Genomic DNA, 15,768 nt, shown 5'->3' with positions numbered 1-15,768 from the left:
AGTGCGTAGCTCGGCAGCATCAGCCTTGGGCAACTTGGGAAATGCTTCTGAAGCCGTGATCAGTGCCTTGGTGTTACGTCTCGAAGATGGGGAGGGCTTGGTGCGTAGCTCGGCAGCAGAGGTCTTGGGCAACTTGGGAAATGCTTCAGAAACTGTCATCAATGCTTTGCTGTTACGTCTGGAAGACGGGAAGGACTGGGTGCGTCGTGAGGCAACAGAAGCCTTGGGTAACTTGGGAAATGCTTCAGAAACTGTCATCAATGCTTTGCTGCTACGTCTCGAAGATGGGGACTACGGGGTGCGTTACTTTGCAACAGAAGCCTTGGGTAAGTTGGGTCTCAAATCTAGTGACGTTTTGCCTGCTGTCGTGCAATGGATCGATCGTCATCAGAATGCAAAATATGTCGGCTCAGGTATTGATGTGTTGTGGGATTTGGTGGCGGGTGAGGGAAATCGATCGCCCGTGGGTTTTTAGAAGTATGTAGCTTTTGGGTCAGTAAAACCAGATCGCACCTCCGGAACTTTCACCAAAAATGCGATCGGTCTGCTGTTTGACGATTAGGGCCCTCCATCCCCTTAATAACCCGGAACAGAGGTCAACTATTCAATCGAAAATCCAAAATCCAAAATCCAAAATCGATCGATTATTCAATCTAAAATCTAAAATCCAAAATCCAAAATCGGTCGCTCGCCCCCAGCGACGGCCCAGGAGAGCCAATGGTTGCTACAATCGGGGAGGGTATATGTTGTGGCTAACACTACAGCCCGTAACCCTGAAAGCTAATAGCTAAATTATTAAAAATCTGCCTCTCCTGCCATGTTTAAAAATCTGCTAGGCGATCCCAACGCGCGCAAACTTAGAAAATTTCAGCCTTGGGTAGCTGATATCAATATTTTGGAAGAAGACTTCCGCGCACTCTCAGACGACGACCTCAGAGGCAAAACGGCGGAGTTTCAAGAACGTCTGGCAAAAGCTAAATCTCTCAACGAGGAGAAAGAGATCCTAGACGAAATCTTGCCGGAAGCTTTTGCAGTGGTGCGGGAAGCGGGACAGCGGGTTTTGGGGCTGCGCCACTTTGATGTCCAACTCCTCGGCGGCATCATTCTGCACAAAGGCCAAATTGCCGAAATGAAAACTGGTGAGGGCAAAACTCTGGTGGCGACGCTGCCGGCATACCTCAACGCCCTCAACGGTAAAGGCGTACACATCATCACCGTCAACGATTATCTCGCAAGGCGGGATGCGGAATGGATGGGACAGGTGCACCGCTTCCTGGGACTGACTGTCGGACTGATTCAGCAGGGCATGGATCAGGTGGAACGAAAGAAAAATTATAGCTGCGATATTACCTACGCCACTAACAGCGAAGTCGGCTTTGATTATTTGCGCGACAACATGGCTACTGTCATGGAAGATGTAGTGCAGCGTCCTTTTAATTTCTGCGTGATTGACGAGGTTGACTCGGTGCTGATCGATGAAGCACGGACGCCTCTAATTATTTCCGGCCAGGTGGAACGCCCCAGCGAGAAGTATATGCGGGCGGCTGAGGTAGCTGCTGCTCTGAGAAAGGAAAATGAAGAACATTACGAGGTTGACGAAAAGGCTCGGAATGTGCTGTTGACCGATGAAGGGTTTGGTGAAGCTGAGCGGTTGTTGGGTGTTACGGATTTGTACGACCCGGCTGACCCTTGGGCGCATTACATTTTTAATGCGATTAAGGCGAAGGAATTGTTTATTAAGGATATTAACTACATCGTCACTCCCGATCGCGAAGTCGTGATTGTGGATGAGTTTACCGGCCGGGTGATGCCGGGACGCCGCTGGAGCGACGGTTTGCACCAGGCGATCGAAGCGAAGGAACGGGCGGAAATTCAGCCGGAAACTCAGACGCTGGCGACTATTACTTATCAGAATTTCTTTTTGCTTTATCCGAAGCTGTCGGGGATGACTGGGACGGCAAAGACTGAGGAGACGGAGTTTGAGAAGATTTACAATCTGGAAGTGACGCTGATTCCCACTAACCGGATTACGAGCCGCACTGACCTTTCGGATATGGTTTACAAGGCAGAGGCCGGTAAGTGGAATGCGATCGCCCAAGACTGCGCGGAAATGCACGAAATCGGTCGGCCGGTGCTGGTGGGTACTACGAGCGTGGAAAAGTCGGAGTTGCTGTCGCGGCTGCTGCTGGAACGCAAAATTCCTCACAATTTGCTCAATGCTAAACCGGAAAATGTGGAGCGGGAATCAGAAATTATCGCTCAAGCCGGACGCAAAGGCGCTGTGACGATCGCCACGAACATGGCCGGGCGCGGTACAGACATCATTTTGGGCGGTAATTCTGAGTACATGGGCCGCCTGAAGTTGCGCGAGTATCTTATGCCCCGAATTGTGCAACCCGAGGATGACGACGATTTTTCGGTGGTGCAAGTGCCTGGTATTGGCGGCCGCCCCGCACCTCAAGGTTTTGATCCGACTAAGAAAAAGGTAAAGTCTTGGAAAGCTTCGGCGCAGATTTTCCCGACGCAGCTATCGAAAAATGCCGAACAAATGCTCGTGGCGGCGGTGGAATTGGCGGTGAAGGAGTACGGCGCGCGATCGCTCACGGAATTGCAAGCCGATGATATCGTGGCTATAGCTTCGGAAAAAGCGCCGACAAAAGACCCGGTAATTCAAAAATTGCGGGAAGCTTACAATTTAACCCGCAAGGAATACGATGCTTTTACCAGCACCGAACACGATGAAGTCGTGCAGTTGGGAGGCTTGCACGTCATCGGTACCGAACGCCACGAATCGCGCCGGATCGACAATCAGTTGCGCGGCCGGGCGGGACGCCAAGGAGACCCTGGTTCTACGCGGTTTTTCTTGAGTTTGGAAGACAATTTGCTCAGGATTTTCGGCGGCGAACGGGTGGCCGGTTTGATGAAGGCTTTCGGTGTTGAGGAAGATATGCCGATCGAATCTGGAATGCTGACTCGTTCCCTCGAAGGCGCTCAGAAAAAAGTCGAAACCTACTATTACGACATCCGCAAGCAGGTATTTGAATACGACGAAGTGATGAACAATCAACGTCGAGCAATCTATGCGGAACGCCGCCGAGTATTGGAAGGTTTGGACTCCAAGGAACAGGTAATTAGATATGCCGAACAGACGATGGACGACATCGTGGGAGCATACATCAATCCCGATTTACCTTCGGAAGAATGGGAACTCGACAAACTTGTTAGCAAGGTGAAGGAATTTGTTTATCTGCTGGCTGACATGACACCGGATCAGCTAGAAGATTTGTCCGTTGAGGAAATTAAAACATTCCTGCACGAACAAGTCCGCAATGCTTACGACATTAAAGAAGCGGAAGTTAATGCAATCCGAGCTGAATTGATGCGAGATGCGGAACGGTTCTTTATTTTGCAGCAAATTGATACTTTGTGGCGGGAACACTTGCAACAAATGGATGCTTTGCGCGAGTCTGTAGGGCTGCGCGGTTACGGGCAGAAAGACCCGCTAATCGAGTACAAAACTGAAGGTTACGAGCTGTTTTTGGACATGATGACGGATATCCGCCGCAATGTGGTTTATTCGCTGTTCCAGTTCCAGCCGCAGCCGGCAATGCAAGTTTCGCCAGAGATGGTTTGAAAATAGTTAACAGTTGACAGTTGACTGTTGACTGTTGACTGTTGACTGTTGCTTCCAGGCTCTTCCTGGAAGTTGCAGATTTGAGATTAAAGCCAATCTTCTTGATCGCTTTTTTGTTTCCTGTAAACTTCTCCTTTAGTGTGAATTTGACGGGTTTGTTCATAAAGAGTTTCTTCGGTATGATTCCATTTTTGCAGGACTTTTTTTAAGTCGGATTGAATATCTCTAGCGCCGGGAAAGCCTCGGTAGCGAATTATTAATCTTGCTAATTCCGATAAATTGTAGTCGGTTGCTTCTCCTGCTAATAAAGTATCGACACTGGCTCGATCGCGTTTGTATTGCGGATGCTGCTGATCTTGAGTTTTTGCTACTGAATCCATTCTATTTATATTTCCCCATCATCTGAAAATGTTGCTACAAGCAACCGCCACCCAAAAGCGCGGACATAAATAACCTAATGAATAGAGTCTTAAATCCGCGCTTCATAAACGGTTTGATTCGGGTATCATAACTGTCAACTGTTTAAATTGTCGCTTCAGTCAGCCCCAGAAATTTTTGTGTTTGTTCAGTAATACCAAATAGTCGATCGCCGTGACAAAAGATTTCCCAGGCGCGAATTCCCATAAAACCAATACCTGCAACCGCCAAGGGCATCGCTGCGGCACCTAAAAGCGCGGCAATGGGGGGAAATATCATGCACAGCGTTAACAGAATGCCAGTAATAACACCGCCAGCAATGCCAGCTTTGGCGGTGGCAGCGGCGACTTGTTCGACTAACTCTGACTGGGTAATTTTGCCTTCCACACACAATAGCGAATTTTCTAAGATAGAAAATATTAACTCAATTACTGCTGCGGCGATCGCCCCTTTCATTGCAGCCCCAACGATTTCGGCAACTGCTGCTTTAAACGCTGCATCCGCTAAAACTTGCTTAGCGACTGCTAATTCTGCGGCAGTCATGTCTGCACCACCGCGAGCACGATTCACCCAAAAATATTCAAAAATCCCGTTAGCAGCTTCGCTTCCGCCTCCATTGACGTGTGCTTGGATGTGACTCCAATCTTTATCTTGACAGAAGTTGCGAATTGCTTCTGGGCCTTGGGCACGAATTTGGGCGGGTATGGATTCAAATACTTTTGCTGCTTCTTGAACATTTCGCATTCCGTCACGCACCCCAGCCCTAGCAAATTTGAATTGCAGATTTCTTGGCAGGTTTTCAAAACGGATGTTATGTGCTATTTTAAAAGCTTCTTGAGTGGCGATCGCCCCAGCACTAACCATTGAACTTGGCGCTGATTGTACCCACGCCGTTAATACAGTTGCACTTTCCTCAACTTTAGCTGCGATTTCGTTGGCTAAGTTTTGGGTATCGGCAACAGTTTCTCGTACTTTAGCCGTTAGCAATTCCAGCGGATTCTGGTTGATTTCCATTTCGATCCAGCTTGCATCGTTAATGTTTGAATTATTCCGACTATAACATTCCTCTTCATTAAGTGTTATTTTTTACTAAATTGCTTCTACCTTCTAAGTCCGGCTGTAAATTTAGAGCTTTTTTTTGATAAAATAAACCTTCATTGATTCGACCTTGAGCTTCCAAACTTTTGCCTAAATTCCAATAAGCGACAGCTAAATCTGGTTGAAGAGCAATAGATTTTTGGTAGTAAGTTATGGCGTCATCGAGCCGACCTTGTTTGTAAAACATACTGCCCAAATTAACATATGCTTCGACAAAATTAGGATCGAATTCGATCGCCTTGGAGTATGCACGAATTGCCGCGTCTATTTTGCCTTGGCCTTGCAGGATATTCCCTATAGTTTTGTAGGCGGCGGCGAAATTCGGTTGGTGGCGAAGTGCTTGGTAACAGGAGGCGATCGCCTCTACATATTTCTGTTGCGCGTAATAAATTTCTGCTATCTTGTTGAGCGCAACAGCCTCATCCGTTTTGAGCGCTAGTATTCTTTGATATTGAGCGATCGCCTCCTCAAGTTTTCCTGATTTCTGGAGGGTCTCGCCCGCTGACAAATACTGCTCTGCTAACTCGGAATTTACGCTCATAGATTTTACTTTAACAGCCGACACTACTTTACCACAAGTGTTAGTTAGCAACCGCGATTTCGAGGGATATTCTGATTATTTGAGATTTTAAATTTGTTTTTGTACCGGAATGCGGAAAAAAATAGTATGATTATTTTGAACCAGTATCAACGCTAATTGCAGAGGAAATCTCATGGCATCACTAGCAGGAAAAGTGGCAATTGTGACTGGTGCATCGCGGGGAATTGGACGCGCGATCGCCCTCCGATTATCCCAAGAAGGCGCATCGGTTGTCATCAACTACGCCAAAGGAGCTGAGCAGGCTAAAGAGGTTGTGTCAGCGATTGAAGCAGCAGGTGGCAAAGCATTAGCCGTGCAAGCCGATGTCAGCAAAACCGCAGAAATTTGCAATTTGTTCGATCGCACTCTCGAAACCTACGCACAAGTCGATATTTTAGTCAATAATGCCGGAACAATGATTAACAAACCAGTCGCGGAAGTTACCGAAGCAGAGTTCGATAATCTTTTTGCAATTAACGTCAAAGGCACGTTTTTTGCTTGTCAAGAAGCTGCTAAACGCATGGCGGAGGGAGGAAGAATTGTCAATTTTTCCAGTTCGACAACGGTGATGCTACTGCCAACTTACGGGGCTTATGTGGCGACAAAAGGCGCGGTGGAACAGCTAACTCGATCGCTGGCGAAAGAATTGGGCGATCGCCAAATTACAGTTAATGTGATTTCTCCGGGCCCAACGGATACAGAACTCTTTACAGTCGGCAAAACCGCCGAACAAATACAAAGATTTACTCAAATGGCTGCTTTGGGAAGACTCGGAAAAGTTGAAGATATTGCCGATGTGACGGCTTTTTTGTGCAGCGAACAAGCGCGGTGGATTACCGGACAAAATATCCGCGTTAACGGCGGGACTGCCTAAATATATACTTTAGTCAGCTAGGAGCGGATAAAAGTTTGTATACCAGCAGCGATTTCAATCGCCGATTATCAGAATCCCCAACCAGAATCTTTGATTTTGGTTGGGGATTCTGATAATTTTATAGCGGACAATCGAACAAATTAAGGAGACAGCCGCCACACCTTAATCGTGTCGTCAAAACTGCCGCTGATCAGAGTTTTGTCCTGAGGATTAAAAGCCAATTCCACCCAAGTAGAATGACCCTTCAGCGTGCCCGTCATTTCGCCGGAACCCATCCGCCACAGCTTGATAGTCCCGCTCAAATCGGCGCTGGCTAGCTTGTCTCCGTCGGGACTGAAAGCCAAGGACTTAACCTTGTCGGAATGGCCGATCAAAGTCCGCAGCAGATAACCGTTGGGCTGCCCGGACTGATTATTGGGGCTAATATCCCACAACTTCACCGTCTTGTCCCAACTGCCGCTGGCGAGAGTTTGACCGTCCGGGCTGATGGCCAGAGACCAAACCCCTTCGGAATGACCCCAAATAGTTTCTTTCAATTCCCCAGTGTGCCAGTTCCACAGGTTGATCTTACCGTCGCTGCTGCCGATCGCCAAAGTTTCTCGATCGGGACTGAAAGCCACCGACTGCACCTCGTCAAAAACCCGCTTGAGAGTTTCCAACTCAGCCCCGCCTTCGACTTGCCACAGCTTCAAAGTTTTGTCCTTACCGACACTGGCTACGGTTTGGCTGTCGGGACTGAAAACCACCGAGAACACGCCGTCTTGGTGTCCGTCCAAAGTCTGAATTAACCTGCCAGAATAGAAATTCCACAATTTAATCGTACCGTCAACGCCGCCGCTGGCGATCGTCCTGCCGTCGGGACTGACGGCCACCGACCACACGGGCCCCAAATGTCCTGCTAAAACCTTGAGCAGCTTGCCGTGACGCTTGTGCAGCAGGTGAATTGTGCCGTCGTTGTTCCCGCTGACAATCACGCGACCGTTGGGAGCGACTGCTACCGCCCAAACCGGGTTTTTGTCTCGATCCGCCAGAGTCCGCACTGCTGGCCGTGACTGCGATGCCTCACCCCGAAAATTTTGCATCGGGGGCGGATTGAACCGAATTTCGGGAATGCTAGAAGCAGGCTCAGAAGAAGTGAAAGCCTGCGGTACTGGAGATGGCAAGCGAGAACCCAGCACTACCGACAGCAGGGCAACCGTCGCTCCTCCCCACATGGCTAAAGTCCACTTGGGTTTGCTGAGAATCACGTCTACCGGTGCCGGGCCGTATTTCATGTCTTTGAGAATTGCCTCGGTCGATCGATAGCGTTTTGATGGTTCTCGCTGCACCATTTTATCCAGAATGCGGCCGAGTCGCGCCGAAACTGGTACTTTCAAATAATGCCTCCAGGCCCAACTGTCCGCTTTGATGTCAAACAAATCAAAGGGCGACATTCCCGTTAACAAGTGAACGCAAGTGACGCCCAAACTGTAGATGTCGCTGCTCTTAATCGCTTGACCTTTAATTTGTTCCGGGGCCGCGTATTCGGCAGAACCTATCACAGTTTCTGTTTTGAGCGGCCCGCTGTTTGCCGGAATTGCCGCACCGAAATCGACTAAAACTAGCCCTGAACCACCTTCCCCGGACAGGGAATGCAGATGCTCTTTCCCTACCAAAGCTGGGGATGCTGGAGGAGATTTGCGGTGAATAATATTGGAGGGTTTGATATCTCGGTGAATCAGTTGATTGTCGTGAACAAATTGCAGGACTGGCAACAATTCGCTCAGCAGATACCAAATGTGAATTTCTTTAACAACACCTTTTTCTGAAAGCCGATCGGCTAAATTGCGGCCTTCGATGTATTCTTGCACTAAATACTGGCAGCCTTCGAGTTCAAAAGATGCCAGTAGTTTCGGTATTTGGGGATGTTTGCCCAACTCGTCGAGAACTGAGGCTGAGCCTAGAAATGTCCGGTTTAGCTGGTTTTGACCGTCCGCGGCTGCTGATCCGCAGAACTGTTGAATGACGCAGCGGGGTTGCGAAGGTTGGTCTTCATCGACTGCTAAGAAGGTGCGGCAAGTGAGACTTTGACCGAGGGTGTGAAAGACTCGGTAGCGGCCTTTTAGCAGCAAATTCGACTCGCAACTTTTACAGACTGTCGCGCGATCGAGATTTTGGGGGTTCTGGCAATTGGGATTGGTGCAGTAACTCATTTGTCTTTCCGCTGGAGACCCCCCGTCCGACATTATTGCTGGTGGGGGAGGAAAGCGGGGCGGTGCGTGCCGCTTCCTGTGGACAAATTAAATAATTGGAATCTTTGCTTGATCATAATTGTTTCCCAGATTTTCGCCACAATTGCTGCGGTCGATCGCGCGTAAATAATTGCTGACTTTCCTGCGAGCGAGGTTTAATAGGTCGATCGAGCGATCGGCGGGATTCGCTGTGACCGAATTACGTTATACTGTCATTGCGAATACTTTCATTGCGATCGCCAGGCCTTGCCAAATATCATTGCTCCTTTGTTCTATCGAGTCAATCTAAAATCTAAAATCGATTGATTGACTGATTAAAACTCAGGCAAAATTTGCCCAACTAACTACTAACTTTTAACTATTACTTATGCCGTTAATTCGCGTCCCCAAATCTTGGGAAATTTTCGATCCCCAAATTACCCCAGAAACAGCCTTTCTCAACCGCCGCCGCTTCATGACCAATTTAATTGGCGCCGGGGTGACTGCTTCGCTGCTACCGCTGACAGGCTGCCAAAGCAATGCTAGCTCAAAAACTGCTCTGGATCAAAGCTCAACCGAAGCATATTCGGGATTGAGCCGGAATCCTGCCTTTGCGAAAGTCGATCGAGCGATTACCGACGAAGCCTTAGCTACAAAATACAACAATTTTTACGAATACGGCGGTACAAAATCTATTTGGCAAGCCGCTCAAGCTTTGCCCACAGAAAACTGGAAAGTAGAAGTAGGCGGTTTAGTAAAAAATCCCCGCACTTATGATATTGACGACCTCTACAAAAAATTTCCCATCGAAGAACGAGTTTATCGATTTCGCTGCGTCGAAGCCTGGGCGATGGTAGTTCCTTGGGTAGGATTTCCGATGAAATTGTTGATGGCTGATGTCGAACCGACATCAAATGCCAAATTTGTTCGTTTCACCTCATTTTACGACCCCAAAATTACCAAAGGTGCCAGCGTATTTTCGCAATTTTATCCTTGGCCTTATACCGAGGGAATGCGAATTGAAGAAATGGCAAACGATTTAGCATTTTTTGCCACAGGCTTGTACGGCCGACAATTACCTAAGCAAAATGGTGCGCCGCTGCGGCAAGTGATTCCTTGGAAGTACGGTTTTAAGGGCGCAAAGTCGATCGTCAAAATTGAATTTGTCGAACAACAGCCCGCCACTTTTTGGAATACAATCGGGCCCAACGAATACGCTTTTGAAGCAAATGTCGAACCCGACAAGCCGCACCCCAGATGGTCGCAGGCCAGCGAACGGATAGTCGGCCCAGGTAACAGTTGGTCGTGGGAAACTCGCCCGACTTTGCCCTATAACGGTTACGGCGAATATGTAGCTAGTTTGTACAGTTAATTGACAGATTTCCCCTCGTTTCTAGGCTCTGCCTAGGAACGCATATCCTGAGGATCTGCCTCCTTATTCCCGCGAGGCAGAGCCTCGGATTCAGGCATTTCCAGGCAGAGCCTGGGAACGAGAAAAAACATCCTATTATCCTCTATAATAAAAATTGATGAAGCTATCAAGGAATTGTTAAATGGTAACAACAACATCAACTCCCGTAGAGCAGCAAACTACCCCAGAAAACCGAGTTATTTTAAAAGGTGTCAGTTGGTCAACTTTTAAAGCATTGCTGGCAGATGTTGGGGACGATAGAACTTGGAGAATTGCTTACGATGAAGGAGTATTAGAAATCAGGATGCCGCTGGAAGAACACGAAGAACCCAAACGACTGATAGAAAGCTTTGTGGAAGCCATTGTAGATGAGCTGGAAATTGAACTTAGGAGTCTCGGTTCGCTGACTCTTGAACGAGAAGATTTAACTCGTGCTGTAGAACCTGATTCCTGTTTCTACATTCAAAATGAATCTTTAGTTCGAGGTAGAAATATCAATTTGCCAAATGACCCGCCGCCTGATTTAGCAATAGAGTCGGATTACACGAATTCATCTGTGAATAAGTTTACAATTTATGCTGCAATTGGCGTGCCCGAAATCTGGAGGTATCGGCGGGAATCTCTGCAAGTTTATCAACTTGTAGAAGGGAAATATGAAGTGTGCGATCGCAGTTTAGCTTTTCCCTTTTTACCTGTTGCAGAAATTCCCGGTTTCATCGAACAAAGCCGAACAGTCGGACAGCGGGCGGCGGTGCGTTTGTTTCGGCAAAGAATTAGAGAAATTTTACCGAGTCAAAGTTAACGCAAAAATTCGACTTACTGTAGTTTAAAAACTAGCAAATCAATTTAAATTACATCAGCATCCATCTGCGGTTAAAAATATCTTTAAGTTCGATATAAAATCATTTCATAAATTCCTGCACTCTCTGCCAAACTCGCTCCAACAAATCCGGTGCGCTAACATCAAACCATTCAATTTCAGGATAAGCGCGAAACCAGGTGCGCTGACGTTTAGCAAATTGCCGCGTGTGCAAAATTGTTAATTCTTTAGCTTCTTCAAGCTTAATGTCGCCAGCCAAATATTGTTTCATTTCCTGATAGCCCAGCGTGTTCAATAATGGCAAGTCACAGCCGTATTTTTTACACAAATATTCTACTTCACCGATCCAACCGCGTTCTAGCATTTGTTCGGCGCGCTGTTTGATACGATCGACCAAAACATCGATCGCGCAATCCAACCCAATTTGTAAAATAGGATAATTGGGAGGATTTTCACCCTGCTGCTCGGAAATAGAGCGACCGGTGACATAAAATACTTCCAGTGCTCTTAAAGTTCTGACGGAATCATTGAGGTGAATTTTCTCAGCGGCAGACCGATCGACCTGCTGCAACATCGCGTAACATTGAGATTGTCCGAGTTCTGCAAGTTGCGATCGCAATTCGGGCATCGGCGCTACCCTCGGAATTTTCAAACCGCGCACGATCGATTTAATATATAAGCCCGTCCCTCCCACCAACAACAGCGGGGGAGAAACAGGAAAATCGACATCAGCAATTAATTTTTGAGCTTGCTGTTGGTAATCTGCTAATGTCAGAGTTTCTGTCGGATCGCAGATGTCAATTAAGTTATGCGGTACACAAGTGCGATCGACCGCCGTCGGTTTTGCCGTTCCGATGTCAAATTCGCGGTACACTTGACGGGAGTCCGCACTCAGGATCGAGGATTGCAGTCGCGAAGCCACAGCCACAGCCACTCCCGACTTCCCAGTCGCCGTCGCCCCGCAAATCGTAATTAATCTAGGCATAAGCTGTCGCACATTTCCCTATAAAAACTCTCAAATCCTCTCCTATCAATGCTTTCCCCTCTCTCCTAAACTGATTCACTGCGATCGGGCTGGGCAGTCCTCAAGCAATCTCAAAACTATTCCCCTCCCTCCCCCCGATAAATTTCCCTTCAGAAAGCCCTAGCATCGCCTTTAACGGTTTTGTGCTATAATTTTAGGAGTTTTCCTATTTTATAAGCTTTCGGGGCTTTAGGCCTCATTATTGGAGCTATTTTTGTATGACCAGCAGCTACAGCGCCGACCAGATTCAAGTTCTCGAAGGTCTCGAAGCAGTCCGTAAACGACCGGGGATGTACATCGGTACCACCGGCCCGCGAGGACTCCACCATCTAGTTTACGAGGTTGTGGACAATTCCATAGATGAGGCGCTGGCTGGCCACTGCACTCACATCGAGATTGACATCAACGCCGACGGTTCCGTTACCGTGACAGACGACGGCCGGGGTATTCCGACCGGCATCGTTGCCAAGACTGGCAAATCGGGAATAGAAACAGTAATGACTGTACTTCACGCCGGCGGTAAATTTGGCGGTGGTGGCTACAAGGTTTCTGGAGGATTGCACGGTGTAGGTATTTCTGTTGTTAACGCGCTGTCCGAGTGGGTAGAAGTGACAGTTTGGCGCGACCAAAAAGAACATTTACAGCGCTACGAAAGAGGCAATCCAGTTACTGAACTTAATGCCAAGCCCAACAAAGGCACTCGCACCGGCACTTCAGTTTCTTTCTTGCCAGATACTCAAATATTTAGCACTGGCATTGAATTTGATTACACTACACTGGCCGGGCGCTTGCGAGAATTGGGTTACTTGAATGCGGGCGTGAGAATTACGTTTAGCGACCACCGTTTGGAACTGCTCAAAAGTAGCGAACCTCGCATCGAAACATACTGTTACGAGGGCGGAATCAAGGAATATATCGCCTACATGAACCGCGAAAAGCAGCCTCTGCACGAAGAAGTGATCTACGTGCAAGGAGAACGCAACAACGTGCAGATAGAAGTGGCTTTGCAGTGGTGCGTCGATGCTTTTAGCGACAACGTTCTAGGTTTTGCTAACAACATTCGGACGATCGACGGAGGCACGCACTTAGAAGGTTTGAAAGCTGTTTTGACGCGGACGATGAATTCGATCGCCCGCAAGCGCAACAAGATCAAAGAACACGAACCCAACCTCGCCGGCGAAAACGTTCGCGAAGGTTTGACAGCAGTGATTTCGGTCAAAGTCCCAGACCCGGAATTTGAAGGCCAAACTAAAACTAAGCTAGGAAATACAGAAGTTCGGGGAATTGTTGATTCCTTGGTAGGCGAAGTATTGACAGAATATTTGGAGTTTCGCCCCCAGGTAGCTGACGCTATTTTGGAAAAAGCAATTCAGGCATTTAAGGCCGCTGAAGCCGCCCGCCGCGCCCGCGATTTAGTGCGCCGAAAATCAGTCTTAGAATCGTCTCCTTTGCCTGGCAAATTAGCGGACTGTAGTTCCAGAGACCCCGCCCTGTCTGAGATCTACCTGGTGGAGGGGGATTCGGCAGGCGGATCGGCAAAACAAGGGCGCGATCGCCAGTTCCAAGCAATCCTGCCTTTGCGCGGTAAAATTCTCAACATTGAGAAAACCGACGACGCCAAAATCTACAAAAATAACGAAATTCAATCGTTAATTACAGCCCTGGGTTTGGGCATCAAAGGCGAAGAATTCGATCCGGGTCAATTGCGGTATCACCACATCGTAATTATGACTGACGCTGACGTTGATGGTGCCCACATCCGCACGCTGTTGCTGACTTTCTTCTACCGCTATCAGCGCGCACTTGTAGAACAAGGTTACATCTATATTGCTTGCCCTCCTCTCTATAAAGTGGAACGCGGACGCAATCATTACTACTGTTACAGCGATCGCGAAATGAACAATCTCGTCCGCAATGAATTTCCGGCGAATGCGAACTACACCATTCAGCGATTCAAAGGTTTGGGCGAAATGATGCCGACACAGTTGTGGGATACCACGATGAACCCAGAAACTCGGACGCTGAAACGGGTGGAAATTGAAGACGCTGCTGAGGCCGATCGCATCTTTACGATCTTAATGGGCGATCGTGTCGCCCCCCGCCGCGAATTCATCGAAACCTACGGCCCCAAACTCAACCTCCTCGACTTGGACATCTAAATTAATCATTAGTCATTTGTCATTAGCTAACAGCTAATGGCTGAGGGCTAATGACTAAACTTTTGCGGCCCTGATGCCTTCTGCCCTTTCGGGCGATCGGGCATTAGGGCCGTTTAATTTCTCTAGGTTTTGTTATAAAAATTAATACAATCTCTCATCAAATCGATCTAAGGTAAATGCTTAGGTAAATTTTAGATTTTTGGCGCATCCATCAACTACCACAAAAATAGAAGGTTGGACAATATAGCATGAGCATCAATTTAGCGACCAAATTGCGTGAGGGAACGAAAAAGTCCCACACAATGGCAGAAAACGTCGGTTTTGTCAAGTGTTTTTTAAAAGGCGTTGTAGAAAAAACTTCTTACCGGAAGTTAGTAGGAAACCTCTACTTTGTCTACTCGGCAATGGAAGAGGAAATGGAACGCCAAAAGCAGCACCCGGTTGTTTCAAAAATTTACTTTTCTGAGTTGAATCGCAAACAAAGCTTAGAGCAAGATTTATTTTACTACTACGGTGCGAATTGGCGCGAACAAGTAGCCCCGTCAGCCGCAGCTAAAGCTTATGTGGAGCGAATTCGCGAGATTTCGGCCACCGCACCGGAACTGTTAGTAGCTCACTCTTACACTCGCTACCTTGGCGATTTATCCGGCGGACAAATCCTGAAGGGAATTGCCCAGCGCGGGATGAATCTTACCGAGGGAGAAGGCACTGCTTTCTATGAATTCCAGGATATTCCTGATGAAAAAGAATTCAAGGCTAACTACCGTCAGGCAATGAACGAACTGCCGATTGACGAAGCAACAGCAGAGCGAATTGTTGACGAAGCTAATGCAGCTTTTGGCATGAACATGAAGATGTTCATGGAGTTAGAAGGCAATTTGATTAAAGCAGTCGGTCAGATGCTTTTCAATACCCTGACGCGGAAGCGCGGCGGTGGCAGTACCGAATTGGCTACTGCTGATTGAGCCAACACCCATTGGCAATAATTTGAGCCTCGTTTAAGAGGAAAAATTTAAATCCTGGGGGTTTGATGGCTGCTTTTACAGTCACCAAATCTCCGGGATTTTGCATGGCGGGCGATCGACTTTTTCTAGAAGAAGGAAGAAGGAAGAAGGAAGAGGGAAGAAGGAAGAAGGAAGAAGGAAGAAAGAAGAATTAACCCTCTTTTGTCAGTTTCGGCAGAAAATAATCTGGGATGGTTATATCATAAGACTTTTACCAAAAACCTTGATTTCAGTCATTCTGTTAGAAAATAAATGCTCAAATCCTTGATCTACTGGAGTTTAGACTAACCGCGCCTCAAAGTGCGGTTAGTCTAAACTCCCAATAGAAAATTTTACTTACGTCTCCTGTGGCGAATAAATCAAAGTAAAAAGATGACGAAACGGTCGTACAAGTGTACTAAAGAGACAGGTACGACCATCTGGTAGAAACTGGAAGTTGTACCACCAACTACCATCTACCTACAGCAGATTGCAGGTTTATAGCTGACAGTAACAGCATTTAGTAAACCAGTTTTTTAGATGTTGAGGATTTATTAA

The 15,768-nt window shown here is 47.5% G+C and carries 13 protein-coding genes; 8 read left to right on the top strand and 5 right to left on the bottom strand.

Going from position 1 to position 15,768, the window contains the following annotated elements:
• A partial coding sequence (locus QUA13_RS13080; RefSeq protein WP_333198996.1) for a HEAT repeat domain-containing protein occupies positions 1–475 on the top strand: 475 nt, incomplete at its 5' end.
• Positions 476–817: 342 nt separating this feature from the next.
• Positions 818–3,634, top strand: coding sequence for a preprotein translocase subunit SecA (secA, locus tag QUA13_RS13075; RefSeq protein WP_333198994.1), 2,817 nt, complete (start codon positions 818–820; stop codon positions 3,632–3,634).
• Positions 3,635–3,720: 86 nt separating this feature from the next.
• Here secA and QUA13_RS13070 read toward each other — a convergent pair whose 3' ends face one another.
• From QUA13_RS13070 to QUA13_RS13060, 3 genes are all read right to left on the bottom strand, one after another.
• Complete coding sequence (locus QUA13_RS13070; protein ID WP_333198992.1) at positions 3,721–4,014, bottom strand: DUF3288 family protein; 294 nt, start codon at positions 4,012–4,014, stop codon at positions 3,721–3,723.
• A 142-nt stretch (positions 4,015–4,156) separates the two neighbouring features.
• Positions 4,157–5,065, bottom strand: coding sequence for a hypothetical protein (locus tag QUA13_RS13065; RefSeq protein ID WP_333198989.1), 909 nt, complete (start codon positions 5,063–5,065; stop codon positions 4,157–4,159).
• A gap of 58 nt (positions 5,066–5,123) precedes the next feature.
• A complete protein-coding gene (locus QUA13_RS13060) occupies positions 5,124–5,690 on the bottom strand; it encodes a tetratricopeptide repeat protein (RefSeq protein ID WP_333198987.1) in 567 nt (188 codons plus the stop codon).
• A gap of 172 nt (positions 5,691–5,862) precedes the next feature.
• Here QUA13_RS13060 and QUA13_RS13055 point away from each other — a divergent pair, with 172 nt between their 5' ends.
• On the top strand, positions 5,863–6,603 hold the full coding sequence (locus QUA13_RS13055) for an SDR family oxidoreductase (RefSeq protein WP_333198984.1): 741 nt from the start codon (positions 5,863–5,865) through the stop codon (positions 6,601–6,603).
• Positions 6,604–6,743: 140 nt separating this feature from the next.
• On the opposite strand, the gene QUA13_RS13050 is transcribed toward QUA13_RS13055, so the two are convergent.
• Positions 6,744–8,795, bottom strand: coding sequence for a serine/threonine-protein kinase (locus tag QUA13_RS13050; RefSeq protein ID WP_333198981.1), 2,052 nt, complete (start codon positions 8,793–8,795; stop codon positions 6,744–6,746).
• 406 nt (positions 8,796–9,201) lie between these two features.
• Here QUA13_RS13050 and msrP point away from each other — a divergent pair, with 406 nt between their 5' ends.
• Both msrP and QUA13_RS13040 read left to right on the top strand, forming a co-directional pair.
• Entirely contained in the window at positions 9,202–10,185 is a 984-nt protein-coding gene (msrP, locus tag QUA13_RS13045) for a protein-methionine-sulfoxide reductase catalytic subunit MsrP (RefSeq protein WP_333198978.1), read from the top strand.
• Between the two features lie 181 nt (positions 10,186–10,366).
• Positions 10,367–11,026 (top strand): Uma2 family endonuclease, encoded by a 660-nt coding sequence (locus QUA13_RS13040; RefSeq protein WP_333198976.1) that lies wholly within the window; start codon positions 10,367–10,369, stop codon positions 11,024–11,026.
• A gap of 100 nt (positions 11,027–11,126) precedes the next feature.
• On the opposite strand, the gene miaA is transcribed toward QUA13_RS13040, so the two are convergent.
• Positions 11,127–12,029, bottom strand: a complete 903-nt coding sequence (gene miaA, locus QUA13_RS13035; RefSeq protein WP_333198975.1) for a tRNA (adenosine(37)-N6)-dimethylallyltransferase MiaA — start codon at positions 12,027–12,029, stop codon at positions 11,127–11,129.
• Positions 12,030–12,286: 257 nt separating this feature from the next.
• Here miaA and gyrB point away from each other — a divergent pair, with 257 nt between their 5' ends.
• From gyrB to QUA13_RS13020, 3 genes are all read left to right on the top strand, one after another.
• Complete coding sequence (gene gyrB, locus QUA13_RS13030) at positions 12,287–14,227, top strand: DNA topoisomerase (ATP-hydrolyzing) subunit B (protein WP_333186553.1); 1,941 nt, start codon at positions 12,287–12,289, stop codon at positions 14,225–14,227.
• A 248-nt stretch (positions 14,228–14,475) separates the two neighbouring features.
• Complete coding sequence (locus QUA13_RS13025; protein ID WP_333198973.1) at positions 14,476–15,192, top strand: heme oxygenase (biliverdin-producing); 717 nt, start codon at positions 14,476–14,478, stop codon at positions 15,190–15,192.
• 65 nt (positions 15,193–15,257) lie between these two features.
• The gene (locus QUA13_RS13020; RefSeq protein WP_333198970.1) at positions 15,258–15,386 is read left to right on the top strand and encodes a hypothetical protein; all 129 of its coding nucleotides are present in this window, start codon (positions 15,258–15,260) and stop codon (positions 15,384–15,386) included.
• Positions 15,387–15,768: the final 382 nt, after the last annotated feature.

This window comes from Microcoleus sp. S28C3 (genome assembly GCF_036700785.1).
Taxonomy (GTDB): domain Bacteria; phylum Cyanobacteriota; class Cyanobacteriia; order Cyanobacteriales; family Microcoleaceae; genus Microcoleus; species Microcoleus asticus.
Note: the sequence above shows the minus strand (reverse complement) of the source record. Positions and strands in the feature narration are given on the sequence as shown.

Excerpts from the sequence above, each read along its gene's own strand:
- QUA13_RS13025 (WP_333198973.1), top strand. The coding sequence starts at position 14,476 with ATGAGCATCAATTTAGCGACCAAATTGCGTGAGGGAACGAAAAAGTCC.
- miaA (WP_333198975.1), bottom strand. The coding sequence starts at position 12,029 with ATGCCTAGATTAATTACGATTTGCGGGGCGACGGCGACTGGGAAGTCG.
- secA (WP_333198994.1), top strand. The coding sequence starts at position 818 with ATGTTTAAAAATCTGCTAGGCGATCCCAACGCGCGCAAACTTAGAAAA.
- QUA13_RS13040 (WP_333198976.1), top strand. The coding sequence starts at position 10,367 with ATGGTAACAACAACATCAACTCCCGTAGAGCAGCAAACTACCCCAGAA.
- QUA13_RS13065 (WP_333198989.1), bottom strand. The coding sequence starts at position 5,065 with ATGGAAATCAACCAGAATCCGCTGGAATTGCTAACGGCTAAAGTACGA.
- QUA13_RS13055 (WP_333198984.1), top strand. The coding sequence starts at position 5,863 with ATGGCATCACTAGCAGGAAAAGTGGCAATTGTGACTGGTGCATCGCGG.
- QUA13_RS13060 (WP_333198987.1), bottom strand. The coding sequence starts at position 5,690 with ATGAGCGTAAATTCCGAGTTAGCAGAGCAGTATTTGTCAGCGGGCGAG.
- msrP (WP_333198978.1), top strand. The coding sequence starts at position 9,202 with ATGCCGTTAATTCGCGTCCCCAAATCTTGGGAAATTTTCGATCCCCAA.
- QUA13_RS13020 (WP_333198970.1), top strand. The coding sequence starts at position 15,258 with ATGGCTGCTTTTACAGTCACCAAATCTCCGGGATTTTGCATGGCGGGC.
- QUA13_RS13070 (WP_333198992.1), bottom strand. The coding sequence starts at position 4,014 with ATGGATTCAGTAGCAAAAACTCAAGATCAGCAGCATCCGCAATACAAA.
- QUA13_RS13050 (WP_333198981.1), bottom strand. The coding sequence starts at position 8,795 with ATGAGTTACTGCACCAATCCCAATTGCCAGAACCCCCAAAATCTCGAT.
- gyrB (WP_333186553.1), top strand. The coding sequence starts at position 12,287 with ATGACCAGCAGCTACAGCGCCGACCAGATTCAAGTTCTCGAAGGTCTC.